Source organism: Bacteroides sp. 1001302B_160321_D4 (assembly GCF_015667765.1).
Taxonomy (GTDB): domain Bacteria; phylum Bacteroidota; class Bacteroidia; order Bacteroidales; family Bacteroidaceae; genus Bacteroides; species Bacteroides xylanisolvens.
Genome location: NZ_JADPLO010000052.1, coordinates 1 through 23724 on the forward strand (window position 1 = coordinate 1; position 23724 = coordinate 23724).

The window sequence follows — 23724 nt, forward strand, 5'->3', positions numbered from 1 at the left end:
TGTTTATTTTCATTTACTTTTTCATCCAAAAACAGTAGCAAAGAAGCCGTGTCAACCATATTGTCAATAACCAATATTCTATCTGGGGAATAAAATGGATAATTAATCACATTCTTATTAGTTGTAATAATTTTTCTCCCAGCTCCTAATGCCCACATAAAACGTGGCGTCATACCTTCTTGAAAATCGTTATAAGTATCTATTACACATAAAGAAGAATATATGCATTTACGAAATTCAGAGGGAGATAAAGGTTCATGTATAAGAATATCTTGATTACAATCATTACAAGATTTTCTTTTAATTATTTCTTTTACAACAGTCTTTATTCTTGATAATAAACTTTTTGAAACAGGTGGAATATATAGCTTTATATAGACAGGCAATTCATTTTCTATTGCTACTTTATAAAGAAGCTCAAATATAGTTTTTCTATCATTACGATAAGATCCGAATGCAAATATCTTATATTTTACATATTGTGATCTATCATCTTCGATCCAATAAAGAGGAAGAAACTCCAAATTAAATTGCTTGGCATCTTCCCTATCAAATGTAGCCACTCTATCAAAACAATCAAAATTCCTGTCAAATCGGTAGTTTTTATAAGTTCTGTCCCAAAGATAGAGCACCGTTTTTACTATCGGATTATCACGCCTTATCTGATCTATCAGGATAGGATGAAAAGATTTTCCATTAATTACCATTAAATAATCAAAAGTCTTTCCTTTCAGTTTCTTCTCATAAAGTTGGATACTTTTCTTTTTTAAAAATTGGATGTATAATTTCTCTTTCCAATGGCTTAGCTGCTTGTTTCTTATAAGAGAAGGGTCAAAGCTATATGATTCTTCTTCGATATACGTGACATTATACCCACGCTTTTCCCATTCAATCTTCAGATCTATATACAGGTTAAGAAATGTGGGTGCTATAAGTAATACTGATTTCATATTTCTATTTTTTTATTACCCTAACAGGATTTCCTGCTACAACACAAAAAGAAAGTACATCTTGAATTACAACTGAATATGTTGGCTCTGGCAAATAATAACATACGCCTATTGACATTTTTTCTATTCATTGATTATTTATATGTAACTTCTTTAAAACTAAAATTCTCATATTAGGAGTCATCCCCCATACAAAAATCACCAAAGTAGAAGTAATGAGACTCACACTACCTACGACTAAAAACCTGAACCAGCCTGATTCCATATGTTCTGAAATAATATATGGAATAATAAACATTACTGTTGCACCAGGAATTACATTGAAATATACCTCATGAAGCACCCTTTTGATTGACAAATATGTATATCGATTAGCAAAGTATAGATTACAACCATTAAGATACAACCTGATTGTTGCACTTGCAATATAAACTGTTACAGGAGAATAACCCGTTTTCAACAAGATATATGATATTGGAAAAATCAAAATCAGGAGAGAAGACCATATAGAAGGCCATTTCATTCTGCCTGAGGCATGAATTAACATACCCACAGGATAGCTAAGTGGATTCCATGCTGATTGAATTAAAATAATTTGTATAAATACAGGAGTATACTCAGGATAATCTCCAAGCCAAAATTTAAGTACAAAATCGATCTCTATAAAAATGGGAATTGCGATGAGAAGATATAAATACTCAGCAATACGGCAATTATATATCACTAAACGATGAAGTTTATCATATTCATTTATTGCATACAATTTCACGATTTGTGGATTTACAGCAGTTTGGAAATTATTAATAAAATTCAGAAGAAAAGTATTGACTGTTACCGACAAGCCTCTTGCAGCATTAACAATAGTCCCACAGAATATATTCAGTAGAATATTGATACCTTGGTTAGTGAAAAATCCAACACTTCCTCCAATTATATTCCATCCACTATATGAGACAAACTCTTTGACCAAATTTCCATCCCATGCAATTCTAAATATACATTCACTGAATTGCCTCCGGCTATAGAAATTATAGATGACAGCAGATGTGAGGTTTACAACAAACACCACCGCAGCATATAATACCAGCTTATCAAAAGTAACATATTGTAATATTATCACCAACATAAGTTTCATCACTACATCATAGATACCCATATAGGCATACATACTCATTTTTTCATGGGCAATGAGACAAGCCTGGAACGGTAGCTGGATTAGGTTTATCAAAAAACCTAATATCGTGAACTGATACACCCACAATGCAGCAGTCATGCGCCCATCCGGTATCTTAAGATATTCGTAAAGAAACCACAAACCTATAGTTTCAGACAATAGCAATATGACCACAGCAAGAGCTAAATGAAGCCCCAATGCCATAGAGAATGTATTTTGCAGTTTTTCAAAATTCTTTTCTCCCAAAGCAAAAGTCAGAAACCTTTGTGTTCCCACCGTTAAAGCTTCGCTGAACATTGAGAACATGGTAAGGACACCACCAATTACGTTATACAACCCATAATCAGAATCTCCCAATACTTGTAGCACTATACGCGATGTATATAATGACACAATCATTGTTAAGAACATTCTAATATATAAGTATATTGTATTTTTTGCTATCCGTTTATTGTTTTCTTGTTCAGTAATTGACAACATTCTTTTTTACCGTTATTTTAAGACACAAAATAATCCTTTCGATTTTTGTACTAAAATCATCTTTCCTTAACCCACTCAATAAGCTTTGATCACTCCACAAATAATCCCACTCTCCAATTTATGAGCCCAAGGTCCTGCTGTAAGCCAAAAGTCCAAAGAGGAATCAATCAAATTAACAAGTTCTTCAGCATTCCCAGAGCGACCACCATAATTTACACTTTTTCCTGATTCAAAGACTTTGGAGTCCCGATGAACCTCATTATAATATTCACGAGATATGTTGCTTCAGAGTTTCTTTTTTATTCATAAGCAGATATATTTTTAAAATGTTCTGCCAATAAAGATACTCTAATATGCGTTCTTTTCTCCTATAACTACATTCGCCACAGTCTTATAAATGATATATAAGTCAAGCAACATTGTCCAATGCTCCATATACCAGATATCAGCCTTTACACGTTCCTCCATCTGTGATAGTTCCCTCGTTTCACCACGGAAACCATGCGTTTGAGCCCAACCGGTTACCCCAGGTTTTATAAAGTGCCGCACCATATATTTATCAATCAAACGGGCATAAGTCTCCGTATGGGCCAACATGTGAGGACGAGGACCTACTATCGACATATCACCCTTAAAGACATTGATAAACTGAGGAAGTTCGTCAATATTAGAACGACGGAGAAAGTTCCCAAAACGAGTTTTTCGGGGATCATCAGCCGTAGCCTGTTTACTGTCAGCTTCATCGTTCACTTTCATAGAACGGAATTTGTAACACACAAAATCCACACCATTCAAACCTGTACGCATTTGCTTAAAGAATACAGGACCGGGAGAAGTCAACTTTATAATACTTCCAACTATGATATAAACAAAAGGAAAAACAGTAACCAGAAAAAGACCGGAAAAAACAACATCAAACAGCCGTTTCAAAATACGGTTCTCCATCTTACCCAAAGGTTCATAACGCAGATCTAATATAGGCATATTGCCAACCATACTGTGCCAGATACGACGAGGAAAACCTTTACATACATTAGGAACACCATGAAAATAAAGCAAATGGTTCTCACAATGATTCATAATAGAAAAATTATAACGTCCCTCCTCCATCGACAGAGAACAAAAAACATGCTTGATGCTTGGATGTGCAGACATAAAATCTGAAAAACCGTCAGGATTACCCAGATAGGAACATTGAGAAGAAAGAGCATCATTCGGTTTTATATCAAAATAACCTACGACTTCATACAGGGAAGACGCCAGAGAACTTTCCATCTCCTCATACAATACCTGCATATTATTGCCCCCTCCTATAAAAACAGCATAACGTCTATGCTTTCCCTTAGCACAATAGACTATCAGGAAATGACGAATAATAATGCGATAAATACTTAAGATGACAAAGAGGAAAGAAAAATAAGCAACAAAGAAAAGAGGAGAATAGATAGAGATTCCACTAAAAGTCATGATACATGCCCAAAAGATGGAAAAAGCTATAATATTCTTCAACACACGCAACACTAGCTGGTCAGGGCGAATTCCCCGACTATCCCAAACCCTCCCACGAGAACCGGAACAGGCCAGATAACAGAGGCTTAACGAAGTCATCATCCAGGAGACCCTGCAAGAAAAAGGTAAAGAAACAAAAGCTTCCTCCCAAAAGAAAAGGAGAAAGAACAATACCAGATTCAGAATGATCAGATCTCCCAGAACTGCTATAAATTCTATAAATTTATTGATTTGACTGGTGGTTGATACCATATCACATTAAAGATTGATTTTAGGCACATACTTCTTTGAACTTATTCAGGAAATCTTTCCCAAATAAATTCCAGAATATAACAATACAAACTGATAGGAAAATAAAAGCTAAAACATATACCTTTCTACTGGTTCCCGAAGGTTCCAAAGGGACAACAGCAGGCTCTACAATAGCAAACACAGGTTTCTCTTCCTGAACTTTAGCTCTGGCAACCTGAAGCTGACTGGCAACCTGACTATATACCTGGTAAGCCAAACTCATGTCATTCTGCAAACGTTCCTGTTCGGTACGAACACTCTGCAAAATGATATTGTCATGAGAGTCCATATAGTCGGCATATTTTCTCTGCGCTTCGTAATATTCCTGCTGACGTTCTTTAAACAATTTCTCCAAATAGAGACAATCCTCTTTAGATTTGGAGGTACGATAGTCTATGATATATTCCTGCAACTTCTTAACTACAGAGTCAGCAACGACTGCAGCAACCTTAGGACTCTGCAAAGTCACAGAAACGGTAGTCATAGAGGTTTTCTTATCTACAGAAGCAGCAATCTTTCTCTTTAGTGATTCAATCTTCTGAAACTCCTTTTTGGATAATTCAATGGTACCCCGACTTGCTTTATCGGAAGATATGGATTCATCCTCATTTTCTGTAAACAAGGACTTTACTCCACCAATTACCATGCCAGGAAATCCAATTACATAACCCCACCATGGGGATGACTCTTCATTCAAATAAGAACTTAAAGAGATTTCCTCACTCCCTGATACAGGGACTTTCATATTAGAAAGTTCCAACAAGAAGGGAGTAGAAGAAACAATATCAGCAGATAAGGAAGCATTTAAGGCATCAGTACCGTCTCCCATAGAAACTCCACTTCCTAAAAAGGAAGCAGCCAAACCGGATAAACCACCACCCTTGTTATTACCCATTTCCGGAGAAAGGGTAACTTCAACCGTGTACTGCTTAGGGATACTTATTGCAACAATAACACCAATTATCAGTCCGATACCGGCCGCTTTATAGATCTTCTTACGAATACCTATAACCTTACGAAAAAGATCCATCAAATCGATTTCGATCTCCTCATCATTGTGATTATTATGCAACTGTTTTGTTTCCTTTTCAGATGTTTGTTCCATCAAAGTAGACATAAATAAAGGTATTCGTTATTTCTTGATTAAATTAGCAATAGAAGCAACCATCATTCCCAAAGTACTGAATGTAGTAGCATAACCTAAAATGTTGCCAATATTATTCCTTTTCTTAGCCTTACTAGGTACAATTATCTCGCAACCCGGTTCAATCTGTTTCTTACCGCTACCCTTCACTTTAGTTACCTGGCCATTCATGTATACGATAATTTTCTTACTCTTCTTTGCATTTTCAGAATAACCACCAGCCTGATTCAGGTAATAATCTATATTCTCACCCTTTATATAAGAAACTGTATTTGGAACCATCACAGCACCATTGATCGTGACCGTATTATTGTTCTTCGGAATGGAAATCACGTCCCCCTCACGCAAGACAATATCTGCTGTACTGCCAGGATTGGCCAGTGCTTTTTCCAAATCAATTCCGACTGTAAAATGATCTTCTACACGAATACCTAAAGAGTCAATCATAGCTTCTCCCAACTGTCTACTCATTAGGCGGATTACATCACCCATACGTTTCTTTTCACTTGCATTAGCTATACGGGTTAACTTTGCACCACGTAAATAGGCATAATTCGTAGCACCTCCCGCTTTATTGATCAAATCTGAAAGACGTTCTTCACGACTAGTCATGGCGTAAGACCCTCCGAACAGGATTTCACCTTCAACGGCTACATTCTGTTGGGCCTGATAACCCGGACTGCGGCGAACATAAACCTCATCATAAGGTTGAAGAACAAAACCCGGTGTGCCATCAACAACAAACCCTTCTTTCAGAGAGAATGTATACGTCCGACCGATAGTATCATTATCCGCTGTACTACGGGGATTCCTGATTCTACGCGATACATCCACACGAACAACAGAAGCGGCTTCACGCAAGCCTCCGGCCTGAATGATCAAATCTTCAAGGGTCATATTATCAGCATAAGGATAGGAATCTGGTTTGGCCACTTCGCCGTGGATTACAACATCTCCCCTATCTTCCAAATCATGGATACTGGGAATATAAAGAATATCGTTTTTCGCCAGGATGATATTTTGAGAAGTACCATCCATGATGGCTTTAATATCTACAGGGATAACTTCAGTAGTAAGATCCTCACGTTGACGATAAAGGACAGCACGGTTCAAGAAAGCATCACCCGTCAAGCCTTGGGCTTCGTTCACCAGTTCACGGACGGTATTCAGTTTACCGTTTAGCTGGTAGATACCGGGACGGTAAACAGCACCACGGATTTCAAGCTTATTAGTGAAGCGGTTAAGGATAGCCTCGGCGGTCACAACATCACCATTCCGCATTTTATAGACACTATAATCAAGGTCTTTGACTGTGTTTACTTCATACTCCTGTCCGTTTTGGCGTACGACACGCAAAGAACGGGTGTAGGCGTCGGCCTCAAACCCACCGGCATAACTGATAAGAGTAGATAAGTTTTCGTCCTTCTTCATTTCGAAACGCATGGGGCGTTTCACTTTTCCGTCGATCTTAACCAATACGTCATAGGCAGGAACAATCACGACATCACCTTCTTGCAGACGAATGTCATCCTGAATGTGGCCTTTCATGATAAATTGGTAGACGTCGATCGTAGCGATGTTCTTACCGTTACGTACCAGCTGGACATTGCGAAGGCTACCTATGTCACTGACTCCACCTGCACGATAAAGTGCATGGAAGACAGTAGAAAAGGAAGAAAGAGAGTAAGTGCCCGGCTGGACTACTTCCCCCATCACATTGATTTGAATAGTACGGATGCTGCCCAGAGTCAGACGGATGTCCGAAGTGGGGTCATTCGTATTATTAAGACCATTATATATCTTGTTTAATGTTTTTTTGAGATAGTCATTGGCTTTAGCAATAGTCAGACCGTTCAGGTTGACGGGACCTATTTTCTGAATGTTGATCGTGCCATCAGGAGAAATCTGTTGGCGGATAGTGTTCTGGCTGGCTCCCCAGATGTCGATAATCACTTCATCACCGGGACCGAGACGGTAATTTAAAGGGGTGGCGATGTTGACACTGGGTTCAAAAGTCAGGTTACGGGTATTAAAAATGTTACGTCCGAAAACCTGATTACTACGCGCAAGGTCTTGAGTACTCGGATGGTCTTCCAGCATATCGGAGGTGTTCTCCTTCATTTCTTCACGAAGACGGGATTCATTGACATCCGTACCGGTAGCGTTGGAAGCATTGACATTGTTCTGCTGCTCATAAAGCTGCTTCACACGCATAGCCTGCTCTTTGGTCACGCCCTTACGTGCAAGTTCAGAGGCTAATTGTTTTTGTTCTTTCCCTTGTCTAATCCCCTCTTTGACATATTCCAATACTTGAGAATCGCTCATATTTTGAGCCATCAAAGGAGAAAAAACTCCTAGTAGCAGAATGAATAGAAATACGTTAAAGTTTTTTTGTGTCGTCATTACTAATCTTTGTGGGTTCTACATAACCGATTGGCATATCTACACAAGCACAGCCAAGCATATTTAAACGAACGGCAATCTTACTCTTCCCCCCGACAGTCACGAGTTCGCCGACAAGGCCGCTCAAAGGACCTTTTATGACACGAACTTTCTCACCACGCGCCAGTGGAGTATCATTCATACAGACTGCTTCTTCGGAATAATCGAGCATAAAACGGAAACGCGCCATCTGCTCGTCAGGAATAACGGCAGGAGTGCTTTCACCACGCATCACCATATAACGGCTGACAGTGGAGAAGCTCAGGACTTCCATACGCTCTTTTGGATTGACATGAACAAAAACCATCATTGGAAGCAAGACTGTATCAACCATCTTTCGACGGTCGCTCCATTGATGGATCTGTTGCTGAACGGGAACAAAAGAATCAATTCCCATCTTAGACAAACGCTCGGATACCTTCTTCTCGTGATGCATTCGAACGAGTGCTACATACCAGCGTTTTGAGTGTGCTACGCCTTCCCCTGTCCCACTAATAGGCCCGGCATTTACTGATTTTGGTTTCGTTAAAATCATATTTTTTTACCCCATGTGATTCCGTTACTTCTTAGGTAACAGATAACACATACACGAAACGTACATTATGATGAAAATAGAAATCACGCACATGACAAAGGCGTAGAATGTGGAAAGGCCTAATACTCAACGGGGAAAATCTAGAGATTAGGCAATAAAAAGTATAGAGCATGGAAATAAGGTTATTTCATGTTCGGATAGTTTTTTGCTCTATGTTTCAGATAAAACGAAAAAAAGTGGAGGAATATTTGCTTTCTATTCGTGTTTTTGTCTATCTTTGCGTCAAATTTAATTCCGTTACCTAAGAAGTAACACACATAGTTTAATTCTGATTATTAACACTTTACTATTTTAGGACTACCTACACTGCAATTTCTAACGTAAGATAAATTCCCTTTATTTACCTCCGTACGTTCTTTAAGCTCAAAGCCTTTCAAGTAGATTTGTGTCGTTTTAATAGATTTGTGCCCCAATGATTCACTAATCATTTCAATGGAGACTCCCCGATACTTCGCAGTCGTTGCCCAAGAATGACGAAGCGTATAGGAAGTGACAGGAGATTGCAAATGCAAGGTTCTTGCCAGGTCTTTCAGATTATTATTAAATCGACGAAGAGCAGACTGATATTCCCGGTAACCTCTTTCATCCGTCCGTTTTTTATCCCCACGAAGAATATCAAACAGATAATCCGGACAGTCAGGATGAGAATCTTCTTTGCTACGAAGCTGGTTAATCATTTCCTTTGCAGTATTCAGCACTTCCACGCTCATCGGGGTTTTGGTTTTGATACGATTGTATCGCAGTACATTCTGATCGAGTGCCGATTTCTCCAGATGGGCTAAATCAGCGAACGACATTCCACAAAATTGGAACATCAGGGCGGCAATAGCTTGCGTACGGCGTAAACGTTCCGATTTGGGATCTTCATACAGAAGCTTATGCAATTCCGTAGCAGGCAAAGCCTTTTTCTGGCGGACATCCACACCTGTATAGACATCATGAAACAGGCGCGGCACGTATGGCGCACTGCCCGCTTCCACTCCACGGTTATAGATACTACGAAGCATACGCATATACGTAGAAATCGTATTGGGCTTCAAGCCACACTCATAAAGATACTGACCGTAACGTCGTAAACGTTCGCGGGTGACCTGTCTAAACGACACATTAGACGTGCCGCAATATTTGCTGAAAGAGAAAAGCGCATTCTTGTAGACATGCGCAGTAGAATGTCTCCCCTCCTTCCGCAAACGACCGATGTAGAATTCCGCACACCGGCTAAATCCATTTCTGTTCATCATTTGCATCACTAGTTATTTTATATATTATACCATTTGGCAAGCGACAAAAGAACAAATCTTTTGGCAGACCTGAAGCACACTTGACAAATGAGATATTATTTTTTAGTTTTATTAACCTCTTAAAAAACCAGCAAATCATGGCTAACAAAAAGATAATTCACGGAGAATCTAAAACACAAGTAAAGAACAATGTTCAAAAACCGAAAAAGAATGGAAGAGGACACAGGCCAAAGAAAAGGCCATAAACAAGTATTGACAAAAATAATTGTGCGGATGAAATGCAAGCTATACTTTTGACCTGCTAAAAACTGAGAATCATATCCCGGAAAAATAGTGACGCTATCCTAACGGGATGGCGTCACTATAAGAGGAGGATAGTATCACTATACTGACAACATAGCGTCACTATCTTTAAGGGATTGTTCCTGCTTCACTAAACATGTATTTTTAATTTTAATTATTTTTTCAATGGAATAAAACTTCTACATACATTCTCATTTTTCTTTTATGGCTTGTCTATAATTAAGATACTGTTGGTCACTTCACGCGGACCGTTATCATCGGTTGGTGTATTCCAAATAGGGAATTTTAATCCACCGTCTTCACCTTCCTTACGCACAATCAGCGTTGTGGATCCTCCACCATCTAAATTAATAGCATCTTGACAACCGACAGCTTTCATCAAAATTGCCAATTGAGGTAAAGTCAAACCTTTTGCATAATAAGCATCTTTCATTCGTCCATCTACAACAAACAAATAGAGCATCTGACGGTTTTCTGAGATTCCTACACTTGTACGCGGATGAAAATCGGAAGCTATAGCAGCATCTTCAACATCCATATATTCAGATGTAATTTGTCCCCCGTCAATCAGCGTTCCATATCCACCCACCGCATGAAGCAATTGATCACCATGCTTCAATGCTTCTTCAGCCAGTCCGATGTATGATTCCCCATTTTTCAATTGATATACCACTGCTTCATGGCCACTCCAAGCCTTGTCGTTGATGGCCACTCCATCTTTAAAGAAGATTCCCATCACTTCATATTTAGCCGTATAAAAATCACCATTCACGCCTAACCATACTTTTTTCCCGTTTTGTTCTGCTGCATACGCATGATAAGGAAGTATGGCATCAGAATTCTCATCAACAGCAGGAACGTTTTTGTCGTCTTTGGTTCCGGGGGTAAACGTAACCTTCGTTAAATCCACCCCAGCTACATAGACATGTTGATTGTATTGGCCTGTCCTAAAGAATAATTCTGTAATAATAACGCCATCTCTTAATGCCACACTGCGGTCCCAATACATTTCTGTAACAATAGACGAGTTGGCTATATTCTTACCAAAAGGTGTTTGACCTACATATATATCCGATTTGTTGTCTGAACAGGCACTCGTTATTACCATAAAAGAAGCCAATAGACACATTAATCTGTTTTTAATTTTCTGTTCCATAATTTTCTATGTTAAAAATTTGATGCTTAAGTTCACTATTTTACTTGATATTCATAAGCTCCCACATCAACTGTATTGTCTGAAATACGCATGCCTCCGATTATATCCTTGTTCACGCCGATTGTTTCAATAATTGCATTGTCTCCTTTGTTTATTAACGGAGAAGTACTCTGCAAACGATAATCTCCATCAGTCGGAGCTACAAACAACGGTCCGATATTATCATTAGCCAAATTAGTTATACAGTTATTGACAATTGGCGAGTAATTGGATTGTGAGGTAATATTCACCAGCACACAATTGTATAATGTACAAGCTGTGGCATCAGCAACATGGAACTGTGGGTTCTTAGGATTAGCACACTTGTTGCCCCAAACAACAGTATTATACATTTTAATGTTATCAGCAACGCGTATAACGTATGCACTATTCCATTGATCTCTAATCTCGTTATTCACTATAGACGAATTATACACCGAAGTCTTACCCAAGAAATAAATACCACCGGATGTTTCTGTCGTTGTATTACCATAGAACAGACAATTGATGATCTTACAATTATCGTAATAACCACAAGCCGCTCTATAGAATGAATTTCCATGTACTATATTATTACTAAAGACGCGTTTCCTTATTCTTAATACTCCACCCCATTCTGAATTAGATTGTGTAACTGTACCTGTAAGAACAAAACCATCAAAGTAATAGTATATATCACCCGATCCTTCTGTTTCAGACCGCATCAAGAAGAAATCACCACCTTTTATAGTCGACTTCCTGCTCTGATCCCGATCTTTCAGTTTACTTTCAGTACCGATGAATCCACCATAAACATTGACCGCATTCAACACCAAAGAGTTTTTCAACTGGTATTCGCCTTCTGCTACCCAAATATCGATGTTACTATGATTTCCACAAGCACTTGCAGCCGCCTGAATATCTCCGTAAGCATTCTCCCAACTTGTTCCATCACCGACTGCACCTGGCTTCACGTATATACGGCGCGTTCCCGGCATCTGCGAGATATAATAGATGTCGGATATGTCAGAGCTTTTATCTTTAATCCTAATGTATCCGGTCCTTTCCACTCCGGTGGTATTGTTGGAAACGGAGGCCTTAATCGTAATTTGCTCGGCAATATCACCACCACCAAATTGAGGTACCGAAGTCACTGTTATCCAATCTTGTCCGGAAACCTCCAACTCATATTCAGTATTCAATATGACCGGAATTTCCACACTCTTGGCATCTCTAGTAAACAATACATCCTTTTCTTCCGGAGCAAGCGTAATGTTCATCATCTTCTCCTGATTACTTTGTATCACAGTCAGTTTGGCTTGCCGATCGCTGTCTTTTGCCTTTAAGGTTACAACTATTTCCCGTTCTGCGCCAGTGGTATTCCTGGCAACTTTAACTTTCAGGCTATTTTTCCCCGCTGCCTCAAACGTAAAGCCGTCTTTCTCCTCTATATCCGTATCCCATTCAAGATCTGTGAGAACAGGTAACACTGCCTCTCCTCCATTGATATTAAAATAAACGACACTCTTCGGAAGAGTAATCAACGAACCTCTACCCTCTTGTCTAACAATGATTCTAGTAGACATTTGATCCATCAAACGGACTTCAATCCACCCTTCGCGTGGTTCCATCTCGGGATTTTCGGCTATCAGCGTTACGATAGAATCAGGAAGTTGCATCTGACCACGGTATCTTGTCAACTGAATCCAAGAATCGGAAGCCTCGGCAAACCACGGGTAAGAAGACCGTAAATCGATAACTTCCCTACCTCCTTCCGGATTTATTATAATCTCCTCTTGCATATCTATATGCGGATTGATCTTGCCTTCCAATGCGTCATCGCATGAAATAAAGAGAGCCGTTACAAAAAGGAACAATAAACCTTTTGTAAATAAATGAGGAAATTTTGATTGTATTTTCATATACTCTTTTATTTAATTACTGTTTCACAATAACTTGCAGCCCGTTTGCTACGTCTTTTTCCTTACCTTCAGACGGTTGGTTCATGAGCTGAAAATCATTTTCACCAACCTTCCGTACCATTGTTGACGAGGCATCACCCTCTAAATTTATGGCTTGGTAACATCCCGCACCCTGACACACCAACATAATATCTTCAAGACGCATACCATTAGAATATTTTTCCTGTTCTCCGTCAACAACAAAGAAATAGGCTTTCTTATGATCTTTTGATACTCCTACAAAAGTGCGGGGACGAAAACCCATTGTGTTAGCATTAACTGTAAATTGGCATACCTCTCCATCAATAATCAAGGGATAGTTCCCGCTAACAGCGTTTACTACGCTCTCCTTTACCAGATTAAATTCAGGAACTGTGGTGATATGGAGAGAACCATCATCCAACATATAAAAAACTTGTTCCGAATCACGTCCGAAAGTGCCCTTCAGTTCTTTCCCATCTTTATAGCAAATTCCGGCAGAGTGCCCATTAATCGCAAGCAATACATCCTTACCGCTTTCTTCTGCTTTCATGGCCTGCTGCCTTACCGTCTGAGTGACCTTACCCACTTCATCCTTATTGTCGGGAGTGGAAGTCACTATCGTAACGTTCTTATTAAGATCGATTTCAGCAATAAGCATCCGCGTCGGTTTCGTACAATATACAAAAGAGACATCGATAACACTAACTCCATCACTGATTTTAATAATCTCTTCTTTCTGTATTTGTTGTATATACGATACATTATCGGCAATACCTTGCATGAGCTGAGTGGTTGCCCCTTTGTATGGTATCTTCTCTCCGTCATCGTCTGAACATCCGATAAAAATGGCAGTCACTATGAGCAGTAACGATATATATATGTTTTTTATCATACTAAATATTGATTTCATAATTCTAAAAATTTTATAAGTACCATTATTACCATCCTGGATTTTGAGGCAATAAATTCGGATTCAGAGAAATCTCGTTTAATGGAATATTATACAAATAATATTTATCCGTAAAATTCATGGTTAATGTAGACTTCTTAGTATACGGAGTGATAAATCCGTCTTTATCAAATCCTACTTCATCTTCAATTAATTGTATTTCATCTTTTGTATAAAGAGCCGGATCCATCTTGGCACCTCTACGTTCACGATTGTATACAATCTCTCCCACATTCCAACGGCAAACATCATCCCATCGATATCCTTCTGCAAAAAGTTCGATTCTTCGTTCTCTTCGTATTTCACGAATCAGATTGGCATTAGGTCCTGTCACATTGGGGTATTTAGCCACTAAATCAGGATCTTCATCCGGTTCCATGGTTAACTTATGCGAAAATCCCACACGACTGCGAAGTGCATTGACCGTTTTGTCCAATTCCGGATCTTTTCCCAATTCCGCACCAGCTTCCGCCCGTATCAATAATGCCTCAGCATAACGCATGACAGGAGCATCGATACTACCTTTATGATTTCCAACTGCATGTTCTGAAGCTTTATAAAACTTAGCAATAGCATATCCTGTAGATGAAGTTCCATAAAAAGGCTTCTTTTCCGTTCCTTCCAAAAGTCCGAAAATGCTGGATGCACCACCGGTCATGACTCCATTTACTTCTCTAAACAAGTAACGGCTATATTCGCCTGCTTTTGGCAAACATACTGTCTGCAACAGTCTGCCATCCCGGTTCTCCATTTCTTGAATTTGCCCCATATCCGGATTATGACATCCGCATTGCGAAATAGGCTTGCCGGTAGTGGCACAAAGATACTCTTCAAAACAATCTCTACTCATACCCATAATTGCCCCTGGTATGCTATTGGAAACGTTATTGCCCATATTGATAGAAGCATCATATTCGCGGGCCAATATCACTTCCGGATTAGTATCATACTTATCTTGAATAAACAAGTCAAAATAGCTCTGTTCGGGAGTAGCAGATTTATACAACGAATGTCCCATATCCATCAATGCACCCGCTGCTTCATAGGCAAGTTTCAAATACTCAGCATCACCTTCCAAATTGCGGTAACGTCTATATGTGCCCTCGTACAAACAAATCCTTGCTTTTAGCAATAATGCCGCATCTCGACTAATACGATACACCTTCGTCTTAACAGGCAAATACTCAATAGCAAGATCTATGGTCTTGACTATATTTTCCATTACGGAAGCCCGTGGATCACGTCCCTTATATAATTCAGGGTCGTTCTTGTTCAAAGTCGTGTCATACCAAGGTACATCACCAAAAAGCAATACCTTACCATAGTAATCCAATGCTTTAAAAAACAGCATTTCGCCGGCATATCGCTTTTTGTCGATGTTTGAAGCCGGTGAACGGTCATAGTTCTGAAGAAATTCATTACACCCTCTGACTATCGACCAATCCCAATCACTACTGGTTATCAATGTACTGCTCTGACCGAATGTAATAATATTGGCAGATGGTCCTAATAGATTGTCCGATTTATAATCAGATTCTATCATATTTCCGATTGTCCATGCCAAAGGGTCTCCATGTCCCTTTATGAGCTTGGGGTAGTAGGTGTTACAATATTGCTCCAAAGCGGCTGAGTTTGCCGTTTCCCAAAAATGATCACTTGATATGACATCTCCCGGCTCGGTATCCAAATAATCACATCCGGAAAGAGAGAGACATAACAAAAAGATAAAAGAATATATGTGTTTCATATTTATTACTGTTTAAAATGTAACATTCATTCCAAATGAAAATGTTCTCATAAAAGCATATTGCTTACCTAAATTAGCTCCATTTATGTTTTCCGTACTAGTCATCTGATCCACAATATCAGGCATCATAAAGGGGGGCAGCGCTGTTTTCTCCCACAAGTTCATTCCATTGACATAAATACGCGCTTGCTGCAATCCTATTCGCGACAACCATTTTTGGGGTAAATTGTAACTGATTGTAATATCTTTCAAGCGAATATAAGCGGCATTCTGCAAATACTTTGTTTGAATCTGCTTGTTTTTAGAATTTCCGTTTGCACTTGGCCGAGGATAATAAGCAGTGGGATTTTCATAAGTCCATGTATTGTCTATATGATATTGGAATACATTGGAATTGTAAATACCTCTTGAAAATCCCCAAAAAGTATCACTACCGGTCCATAAGTCTCTTTTAGCAACCCCTTCAAATATAGCCCGTACTTCAAAGCCATGCCAGCCTATTCCACCCTGCAGATTAAAACGATAACGCGGGGTGGTATTGCCAATGACAGTTCTGTCTCCCGGATCAGACAAAGTGTTACTTCCTAAATCGATTATTCCATCACCATTCAAATCTTTATAACGGATGTCACCCGGATACCATGTACCATTAATAAATTTTTGTATATGATTCATACGTTTAGCTTCGAAATCATCTAATATATATCCATCAGTCACATATCCCCATATTTCACCTAGCTTCTGTCCCTTATGGTACATTCCTGTAGCCAAAGAACCGTTTGGATTATCATATTTGGTTATTTCCGCCTGATAATCGGAAAGACCTACGGTGAAAAAATAGTCGAGCGGACTACCCCATACATTGTCAATCTTATCTTTCCATGTCAACTCCAATTCCCATCCGGTAGTACGCATATCGGCTATATTTTCCTTGCCTCCACTCGTTCCCAAGACAGCGGGAAGAACAACCGAACGTACCATATTTTTTGTGTCACGAACATAAAAATCAAACGAACCGAACAAACGGTTATTGAATAAAGACCAATCGAGACCTACGTCCTTGGTAATGACCTTTTCCCATGTCACCAAACTTGGCAAAGTAGGAATATCCAAACCATTAACAATGGCGCCATTCATCATATAATTGGATAAAACTTTACCGGAAAGATATGACATATAATCATGATACCCTTCAGTAACCTGATTCCCCAATGCCCCGAAAGAGGCCCTGATTTTTAGATTATCTACATATTTAGTTAGCGGCTTGAAAAATTTCTCTTCCGAGATTCTCCAACCCACGGATGCGGAAGGGAAAAAAGCCCAACGATGGTCTTTGGCATATTTAGAAGAGCCGTCATAACGGCCATTCACTTCCATTAAATATTTTGATTGATAATCATAGTTCAACCTAAAAAATGCGCCTTGCACTTTCCAAATATCCTTAGTTTCACTATTCTCCAGATAATTGATTGCCAGATCAGAGATAGGCAATTCGTTGTCATATAGATTGGACATTTTATAGGATGTTGAAGCAAGGGTTTTCTGTTCCTGATTATAACCGGCCATCAATACCATGTTATGCGCATTTTTAAATGACTTTTGATATTCAGCCCATACATTTAATGCCTGATAAATGTCATTGGAGTTTTTATTTTGTACGTAGTTGGGGCTCTCTACCGTCCACGTTGCTGCACCTTCCGGAAAAGTCTGTGTCATTTCCTTTCTGTGTACCTTACGACTTGCAGAGTAACGGTTCCATGAATAATCTCCCTTAATAGATAATCCCTTAAAAGGTTTGATGTTAAAACGACCGGTATACCACTGGTCCCACGCCTCCTGCTTGTTACGTCCTGCCAATGCCATTTTCCCTACAACATTATAATTACCGCTATTCAAATACAAGCCGGCAAAATCTCCATTTGGCAAAAAAACAGACAAAGTAGGAAACATTCGATACACCTCGTAAAACCAGGTTTCAGAACTTGAGCCATTATCATATTTGAAAGGTTCGTCATTTTGTATGTTACTCATACGAGTAGAAAAACTCAGATCAAGCCAATCGGTTATCTTTGTCTCAAAATTAAACGATAGATTCATTCGTTTGTAGCTATCATTTCCGTATCTGAAAATACCGGTTTGATCTTTATAACCTACCGAAGCATAATAATTATTACGATCCGTTCCTCCAGAAATACTTACATTATGTTGCTGCATGAAAGCTGCATTTTTATAAAAAGCATCCAACCAGTCGGTATTACCGACATAAGCCCATCCTGGATTACTCGGAGTATAGTTACTGTTCTGAATGCCTTCTGTATCCACTAGAATAGCCGGATTATTTACCGGATCGGCTATATGCGCATCAAGCGCAGCTAAAAAACGGTCGTTGAAATAATAACTTCCGGGACTCTCATAATCGTATGCTTTGTTCCACATACGCGCCCACACATCAGCACGAGGCATCTCCGGTAGACGGGCAGGTGAACTCCATGAGAGATTATTGTTATAAGTCACCCGTGTCTTTTGGTTGCGGTTCCCTTTTTTAGTAGTAACAAGCATTACACCGAAGGCAGCACGCGCTCCGTAAACGGCAGCTGCGGAAGCGTCTTTCAATACTGAAACACTTTCTACATCTTGCGGATTAATGAGTGATAAATCTGAGATTTCAACCCCGTCTACTAAAATCAAAGCATTGCCTCCATTCAAAGACGTATTTCCGCGGATATTAATCTTGGCCGCTTCATTAGGTTGTCCGCTGTCAAATGTTATATTTAAGTTAGGTACGATTCCTTGTAGCCCCTGCGCTATATTACCAATCGGACGATTTTCCAGAATATCGCCTGAGGCAGTCGTTACAGCCCCTGTCAAATTGAGTTTCTTCTGAGTACCATAACCCACAACTACCACCTCATTCAATGATGCCGAACTTTCTTCAAGTACGATTTTTAAAAAGTCAGTCTCATCCGACACCCAGACTTTCTTTGTGGAAAAGCCAATATAAGACGCAACAAGCAGCGCTCGTTTCATATCTTTTATCTGCAGTATGAACGAACCGGAAAGATTGGTGGTCACTCCTTGAGTAGTGCCCTGTACGGTAATATTAACACCCGGTAACGGTTGTCCACTGGCATCAACGACTGTTCCTTTTACAGTATAATCTTTTATTTCTACGGGTGTTTCTGATTTTTTTTCTTCTTTCCGGGGAAGGCGGACAATAATCACTTGTCTTCCTTTTACTGTATATGTCAGTTGTTTAGGGGGTAATATTCTATTCAAAATAGACACAACCGACTCGTTTTGTGCTTTGACTGTTACTTTTTCATTTTTCTGCAAGACATCTTCTTTAAAAAAGAATACATAATCACTCTTCTTTTCCAATGTCTTAAACAATGTCTCCAATGATACATTTGTCAAGTTTAATGTGACGTACGTGGATTGAAGGAGCATAATCCCATCTTCTGCCAAAATCTTAGGTAAATGGGATGTTAAAAAAACGCATAAAAATAAAAATCGAAAACCAATATTAGTTAAATATTTACCTCTATTCCTTATCTGAGAGTTATTTTTCATATTTTTGTATAATTAGATTGGTTATAACTTTGGTGAGTTATCTTCAGTCCTAATGTGAACCGGATGATATTTCGCAGATATTATCCGGTTTTTTCTGTTTTATTTTAAGGTGGTATGTTTTTCATTTCTTTCTTTTTAAAGGTTATACTTCATTTGAGTTTCTCAAGGCATGATGTATATTACATCCCCTCGCCTGGTTATACTTAATGGCGTAGTCAATGAGATGGCCTCCAACACTTCGTCAAGTGTACAATTCAAATCAAGACTACCATAATATTTTTCATCTTTCAAACTTCCTGATATTTCTATTTTTGTATCATAATATCTCGACAGTGATTTCAGCACATCAGAAAGTCTCTGTCCATCGAAATTCATAGCATCGTCTTTCCAACAAATATAGTTGTATACGTCCACTTCATTCACTTTTACTGCACCGTTGTCTTTTGAAAGACGTTGATTAGGGAGCAAACGCTTTTTCTCTTTATTGTCTACTGTCACATCTACACTTCCCTGAACAAGTACCACTGCTGTCTCCGTATCTTTTACATAATCGGTTACATTGAATGATGTTCCCAGTACGGTAACTTCCAAACGATTCGTCTTCACGACAAAAGGGTGCTTAGCATCTTTACGAACGTCCAAATATACTTCTCCTTGTACATTCAACTTTCTATTCTCTAGAAAGTCCGAAGCATAAGATATGCATGAACCGGAATTAATCCACAATAAAGAACCATCCGGAAGGATTATTTTAGAACGCTTCCCATAAGGTACCATTATCTGATTCACCGATATCTTTTCTCCTCTGGAAACAGCTACCAACTGTTCGTCCACTGTAACTGTACCGTCCTCACCTACCCGGATTTCAGCATTATTTTTATCCAAACCAACGGCCTGTTTACCATCCAAAATAATCTGTATTTGCCCTGAATGACCTAAAGAGTCTATAATATTGGCTGTAACATCTGTAGTTTTCTGCAAATTGGATTTGGATAGAATATAATAAGTCCCCAAACAGATGAATAGTAAGGCTGCCACACTTGCCACATAAGCCATTACTCTCCGATAAGGTAATGTTTTTTTGTGAAGCTGTACCGGTTGCGAAGATTCATGTTGAAGCCTATCCATCATTCTGGCAAAACTTTGCATCTTATATTCCTCAGATACAGGTTTGCTATCTTCAACCACTTTCATATTTTGAATCACCGCAATAGCCAATTCTATCTTTTCTTCACAACCGGGATGCTGAATCTTATAGAATTTAATATCAAACCCATTATCAGAAAAACCATATCTTGCCCATTGGAAGAAATCATCATCCAACAAAAATTCTTCTATATCTCTAAATGTATATTGAGCCATTTTCTGCCTTATTTTCTATGATGACAAACGAGCAGATGAATTTATACTCATCAGGAGAAAAAAAATCAAAAAAAGACAGACGGGATAAGTAAAAATGAAAGAAGTATGCTATAACAAGTTACTATACAATTATATAGAAAGCACATTAATAAGAAATAAAATAGTAGCGGATGAAGATTCTTTCCTAATCTTTTCCATAGAACGGAACAATAGATTTCGGGCAGACTGGATATTAATTTTCATTATTTCTGAGATTTCTTCAAAACTCATCTCATGGATAAAGCGAAGATAGATTATTTCTTTCTGACGTCCGGTAAGTCCTTTCAATATATGATGAACCTCATCTGACAGCCCTTGGTCATGCATCCAAGACAATTGCTCATCAATTGTATAATCCAAATCAAATGCAAAGTCATAATCCGGCAATGATTGAAGTTTCGCATTACGAAGTAATTGATTATAAATCAAATTCTTTAATGCACGAAATAGGAAGGAACGTAACTTTGTATTATCTTCAAGAATTATCTTTTTCTGATAAAGTTTCAGAAACAGGTCTTGAATCAAATCTTCTACCATCTCATTATCTCCCCCCACTCTACGACCATAAGCTAATAAATCATCAAAGCATAAACAGTACAATTGAGAAAATGCCATTTCATTTCCACCCCAAAATTGTACCCATAAATCTATTATGCGTTTCTGATCATTGAGAGTCATAAACTGTTTTTTAAGTCAGGTTTCAAGATTTAAACTATACTCTTTCGTATTTTATTCAATACTAATTCAAGGCAATATTCGCAAAATATATTGAGATATACAAATTTCCGGAATGGTTCTTCTTCAAATTTGATGGTAATCTCTTTTAATATGCCTCTTGAAACCGACTTATTTAATGGAGTTATTCCAAAGAAATTACCTCTCTGAATAGTTTGCCAGATTGTAACATACCGGCTTCGTGCTATTACCTACACGGTAGATACCGAACTTAAAGTAATAACCATCATCGTCGTTACGTCCAATCATGATTTTCTCATTGTCCACAATGTGTTTATTAACCTTTTTCCCTTTTTCCTGATAATCCATCTGTACATCGAGCATACCCGGCTTTACAATTGTTTCCGCCTCTTTGCCATAGACTGTCCAATCGATATGAATACGGAATGTAATCCAACAATCTTTCGGAAAATCGGCGAAAGGCATTTTGTAAGCAATGGTCGATGCTTTATATGTAGATGTCACAGGTTTCATAACCGGTGTCTTTTCCGGATTTGAGTTGCAACGGTCGTCTTTATCAGTCAGCCATTTACGATCGGAGTTTGCTTTGATGTAAAACCATCCGCCGGAAAATCCGAATGCCAATGGAGGATAGCCACCTTGTTCCACCAGCCATCCGTTGGCCTTTCCGGCTTGATAAACGGGATTGCCTTGTTTGTCTTTCACCGGATTACCTTGCTTGTCCAGCTTGGGTTTCTTTTCGTATCCCATGTTTTTCTTAAAAATAGTAGTCTTGTCCAGTTCCATGAACTCATCAGCTGTCAGTTTCTTCACTTCACCCTGTGGAGTCTGTACCAAAGTACGATCCGGCATTCCATGCCATTGAGCAAAAATGGTGGAAACATCACTGCCTAATGTAGAAGGGATATATACCGAAAACTCATAATCGCGGGAAGCACCCTGCGGACAAATACCTTTTCCATGATGATATACAGTTTTCATTATTTGTGCTTTCTTATATGTATCGGCTGGTTTGCCTTTGAAATCATCGGAAGTTGCATAACAATAAGAAAATTCCGCACGCCCTTTTGTTTCCCCCGCTGCATATCCGGATAATGTGTTATCATCTTCTTTCAGTTCAAAACGATAAGAAGGTTTTCCGTTGAACATAAGGTTGAAATCACGTTGAATGGCATGCGCTTTTTTAGCTCCGACTGCTACCCAGCAACCATCTATAATCTGATTGACACATGCCGAATCTGCCTGTACATTTACACGCTCGGTCAGTGGCACCAAAGTCTGTGTTTCTATAGCCGGACCGGGTTTCTCGACTTGTTCAGCCATCGCCGTGCATCCTGATGCCAGCACGCAAATAATAAAAATGCTTTTCTTCATTCTATTCGATATTAAGTTTGTTGACGGTGCAAAAATACGAAAGGCAACCTCATCAGTTGCCTTTCGTTTGTCTCAAATGCTTTCACATTTGTGTAATTTTGCTGTCAACACCTGCCTGGAGGCTTAATTCGGTGCTTCATCGTTCAAATCTTCTTCAAGCATATCGACTTTCCGTATACTCATTTTTCCATCGGCGGTGATCGTTATAGAAAGCGGCATATACAAATCTGTCTGCGGATAACAAACACTTGCGGCATATACAATGCCCTGCGGGGTGGTCTTGTCGTATACAATTCCTTCCAATATAGATTTCGAGAGAAATTTTGCATCGACTACGGATGAAAAATCATTCTTAGTAAATGTCTTGTTCAATACCGTTTCGTTACCGCGTGTCAGGTGCAGCACTATTTTATTATCGACATAAGTATCTCCCATCTCATTTGTTACATGAGGCAGACTTTCGTCCGGAGTACGTGAAACAAAGGAATGATAATCTTTTCCTTTGAACTTAAAGTTAGTTTCGCTCTTAGACGTCTGCATACGCTGCAATCCGTGAGCATCTATACTGTCTATTCTTGCCAGTAGCGACTGATTATCTGAAGTTCCTTTTTTACCGCCACATGCAGTCACAGCCACCGCCAACGGCAACAAAAGCAAATAAATTAGTTTTCTCATACGTAAGTTTTCTGTTTATAAATAGATGGCAAAGGAACAAAAAGAGCGGGATATTTACAAGTGTAA

At 38.9% G+C, this 23724-nt stretch carries 16 protein-coding genes and 1 pseudogene; all 17 read right to left on the reverse strand.

The window, feature by feature from the left end; all coding sequences use genetic code 11:
- Nucleotides 1-950 (reverse strand): hypothetical protein (locus KFO40_RS18425; RefSeq protein ID WP_211146680.1); only part of this gene is annotated, 950 nt, incomplete at its 3' end.
- A gap of 127 nt (nucleotides 951-1077) precedes the next feature.
- Nucleotides 1078-2604 carry a lipopolysaccharide biosynthesis protein gene (locus KFO40_RS18430; protein ID WP_087321327.1) on the reverse strand — a complete coding sequence of 509 codons (1527 nt, stop codon included), beginning with the start codon at nucleotides 2602-2604 and terminating at the stop codon, nucleotides 1078-1080.
- Between the two features lie 111 nt (nucleotides 2605-2715).
- A pseudogene (locus tag KFO40_RS25765) lies at nucleotides 2716-2911 on the reverse strand (lipopolysaccharide biosynthesis protein RfbH); the annotation flags it as partial.
- Nucleotides 2912-2952: 41 nt separating this feature from the next.
- Complete coding sequence (locus KFO40_RS18435; RefSeq protein ID WP_211146681.1) at nucleotides 2953-4365, reverse strand: undecaprenyl-phosphate glucose phosphotransferase; 1413 nt, start codon at nucleotides 4363-4365, stop codon at nucleotides 2953-2955.
- Between the two features lie 19 nt (nucleotides 4366-4384).
- Nucleotides 4385-5521, reverse strand: a complete 1137-nt coding sequence (locus KFO40_RS18440; RefSeq protein WP_211146682.1) for a Wzz/FepE/Etk N-terminal domain-containing protein — start codon at nucleotides 5519-5521, stop codon at nucleotides 4385-4387.
- A gap of 15 nt (nucleotides 5522-5536) precedes the next feature.
- Nucleotides 5537-7951, reverse strand: coding sequence for an SLBB domain-containing protein (locus tag KFO40_RS18445; protein ID WP_211146683.1), 2415 nt, complete (start codon nucleotides 7949-7951; stop codon nucleotides 5537-5539).
- Entirely contained in the window at nucleotides 7929-8525 is a 597-nt protein-coding gene (locus KFO40_RS18450) for a UpxY family transcription antiterminator (RefSeq protein ID WP_008025447.1), read from the reverse strand. The genes KFO40_RS18445 and KFO40_RS18450 overlap by 23 nt, the downstream gene beginning before the upstream one ends.
- 335 nt (nucleotides 8526-8860) lie before the next feature.
- Complete coding sequence (locus KFO40_RS18455) at nucleotides 8861-9832, reverse strand: tyrosine-type DNA invertase cluster 3b (RefSeq protein ID WP_032842070.1); 972 nt, start codon at nucleotides 9830-9832, stop codon at nucleotides 8861-8863.
- A gap of 499 nt (nucleotides 9833-10331) precedes the next feature.
- Entirely contained in the window at nucleotides 10332-11285 is a 954-nt protein-coding gene (locus KFO40_RS18460) for a phosphodiester glycosidase family protein (RefSeq protein WP_211146684.1), read from the reverse strand.
- A gap of 35 nt (nucleotides 11286-11320) precedes the next feature.
- Nucleotides 11321-13225 carry a BACON domain-containing protein gene (locus KFO40_RS18465; protein WP_211146685.1) on the reverse strand — a complete coding sequence of 635 codons (1905 nt, stop codon included), beginning with the start codon at nucleotides 13223-13225 and terminating at the stop codon, nucleotides 11321-11323.
- A gap of 16 nt (nucleotides 13226-13241) precedes the next feature.
- Nucleotides 13242-14138, reverse strand: a complete 897-nt coding sequence (locus tag KFO40_RS18470; RefSeq protein WP_248005602.1) for a phosphodiester glycosidase family protein — start codon at nucleotides 14136-14138, stop codon at nucleotides 13242-13244.
- Between the two features lie 46 nt (nucleotides 14139-14184).
- On the reverse strand, nucleotides 14185-15942 hold the full coding sequence (locus KFO40_RS18475) for a RagB/SusD family nutrient uptake outer membrane protein (RefSeq protein ID WP_008021467.1): 1758 nt from the start codon (nucleotides 15940-15942) through the stop codon (nucleotides 14185-14187).
- Nucleotides 15943-15954: 12 nt separating this feature from the next.
- Nucleotides 15955-19389 carry a TonB-dependent receptor gene (locus tag KFO40_RS18480; RefSeq protein ID WP_248005603.1) on the reverse strand — a complete coding sequence of 1145 codons (3435 nt, stop codon included), beginning with the start codon at nucleotides 19387-19389 and terminating at the stop codon, nucleotides 15955-15957.
- A gap of 285 nt (nucleotides 19390-19674) precedes the next feature.
- Complete coding sequence (locus KFO40_RS18485; RefSeq protein ID WP_008643057.1) at nucleotides 19675-20874, reverse strand: FecR family protein; 1200 nt, start codon at nucleotides 20872-20874, stop codon at nucleotides 19675-19677.
- A 129-nt stretch (nucleotides 20875-21003) separates the two neighbouring features.
- Nucleotides 21004-21591 carry an RNA polymerase sigma factor gene (locus KFO40_RS18490; RefSeq protein WP_004323707.1) on the reverse strand — a complete coding sequence of 196 codons (588 nt, stop codon included), beginning with the start codon at nucleotides 21589-21591 and terminating at the stop codon, nucleotides 21004-21006.
- Nucleotides 21592-21786: 195 nt separating this feature from the next.
- Nucleotides 21787-22983: a heparin lyase I family protein gene (locus KFO40_RS18495; RefSeq protein WP_211146688.1), complete on the reverse strand. Its 1197-nt coding sequence runs from the start codon at nucleotides 22981-22983 to the stop codon at nucleotides 21787-21789.
- 123 nt (nucleotides 22984-23106) lie between these two features.
- The gene (locus KFO40_RS18500; RefSeq protein WP_211146689.1) at nucleotides 23107-23658 is read right to left on the reverse strand and encodes a DUF4738 domain-containing protein; all 552 of its coding nucleotides are present in this window, start codon (nucleotides 23656-23658) and stop codon (nucleotides 23107-23109) included.
- Between the last annotated feature and the right edge of the window lie 66 nt (nucleotides 23659-23724).

Coding starts and splice junctions, on each gene's coding strand:
- KFO40_RS18435 (WP_211146681.1), bottom strand. CDS start 4,365: ATGGTATCAACCACCAGTCAAATCAATAAATTTATAGAATTTATAGCA.
- KFO40_RS18495 (WP_211146688.1), bottom strand. CDS start 22,983: ATGAAGAAAAGCATTTTTATTATTTGCGTGCTGGCATCAGGATGCACG.
- KFO40_RS18490 (WP_004323707.1), bottom strand. CDS start 21,591: ATGACTCTCAATGATCAGAAACGCATAATAGATTTATGGGTACAATTT.
- KFO40_RS18460 (WP_211146684.1), bottom strand. CDS start 11,285: ATGGAACAGAAAATTAAAAACAGATTAATGTGTCTATTGGCTTCTTTT.
- KFO40_RS18455 (WP_032842070.1), bottom strand. CDS start 9,832: ATGCAAATGATGAACAGAAATGGATTTAGCCGGTGTGCGGAATTCTAC.
- KFO40_RS18500 (WP_211146689.1), bottom strand. CDS start 23,658: ATGAGAAAACTAATTTATTTGCTTTTGTTGCCGTTGGCGGTGGCTGTG.
- KFO40_RS18470 (WP_248005602.1), bottom strand. CDS start 14,138: ATGATAAAAAACATATATATATCGTTACTGCTCATAGTGACTGCCATT.
- KFO40_RS18450 (WP_008025447.1), bottom strand. CDS start 8,525: ATGATTTTAACGAAACCAAAATCAGTAAATGCCGGGCCTATTAGTGGG.
- KFO40_RS18485 (WP_008643057.1), bottom strand. CDS start 20,874: ATGGCTCAATATACATTTAGAGATATAGAAGAATTTTTGTTGGATGAT.
- KFO40_RS18430 (WP_087321327.1), bottom strand. CDS start 2,604: ATGTTGTCAATTACTGAACAAGAAAACAATAAACGGATAGCAAAAAAT.
- KFO40_RS18475 (WP_008021467.1), bottom strand. CDS start 15,942: ATGAAACACATATATTCTTTTATCTTTTTGTTATGTCTCTCTCTTTCC.
- KFO40_RS18480 (WP_248005603.1), bottom strand. CDS start 19,389: ATGCTCCTTCAATCCACGTACGTCACATTAAACTTGACAAATGTATCA.
- KFO40_RS18440 (WP_211146682.1), bottom strand. CDS start 5,521: ATGTCTACTTTGATGGAACAAACATCTGAAAAGGAAACAAAACAGTTG.
- KFO40_RS18465 (WP_211146685.1), bottom strand. CDS start 13,225: ATGAAAATACAATCAAAATTTCCTCATTTATTTACAAAAGGTTTATTG.
- KFO40_RS18445 (WP_211146683.1), bottom strand. CDS start 7,951: ATGACGACACAAAAAAACTTTAACGTATTTCTATTCATTCTGCTACTA.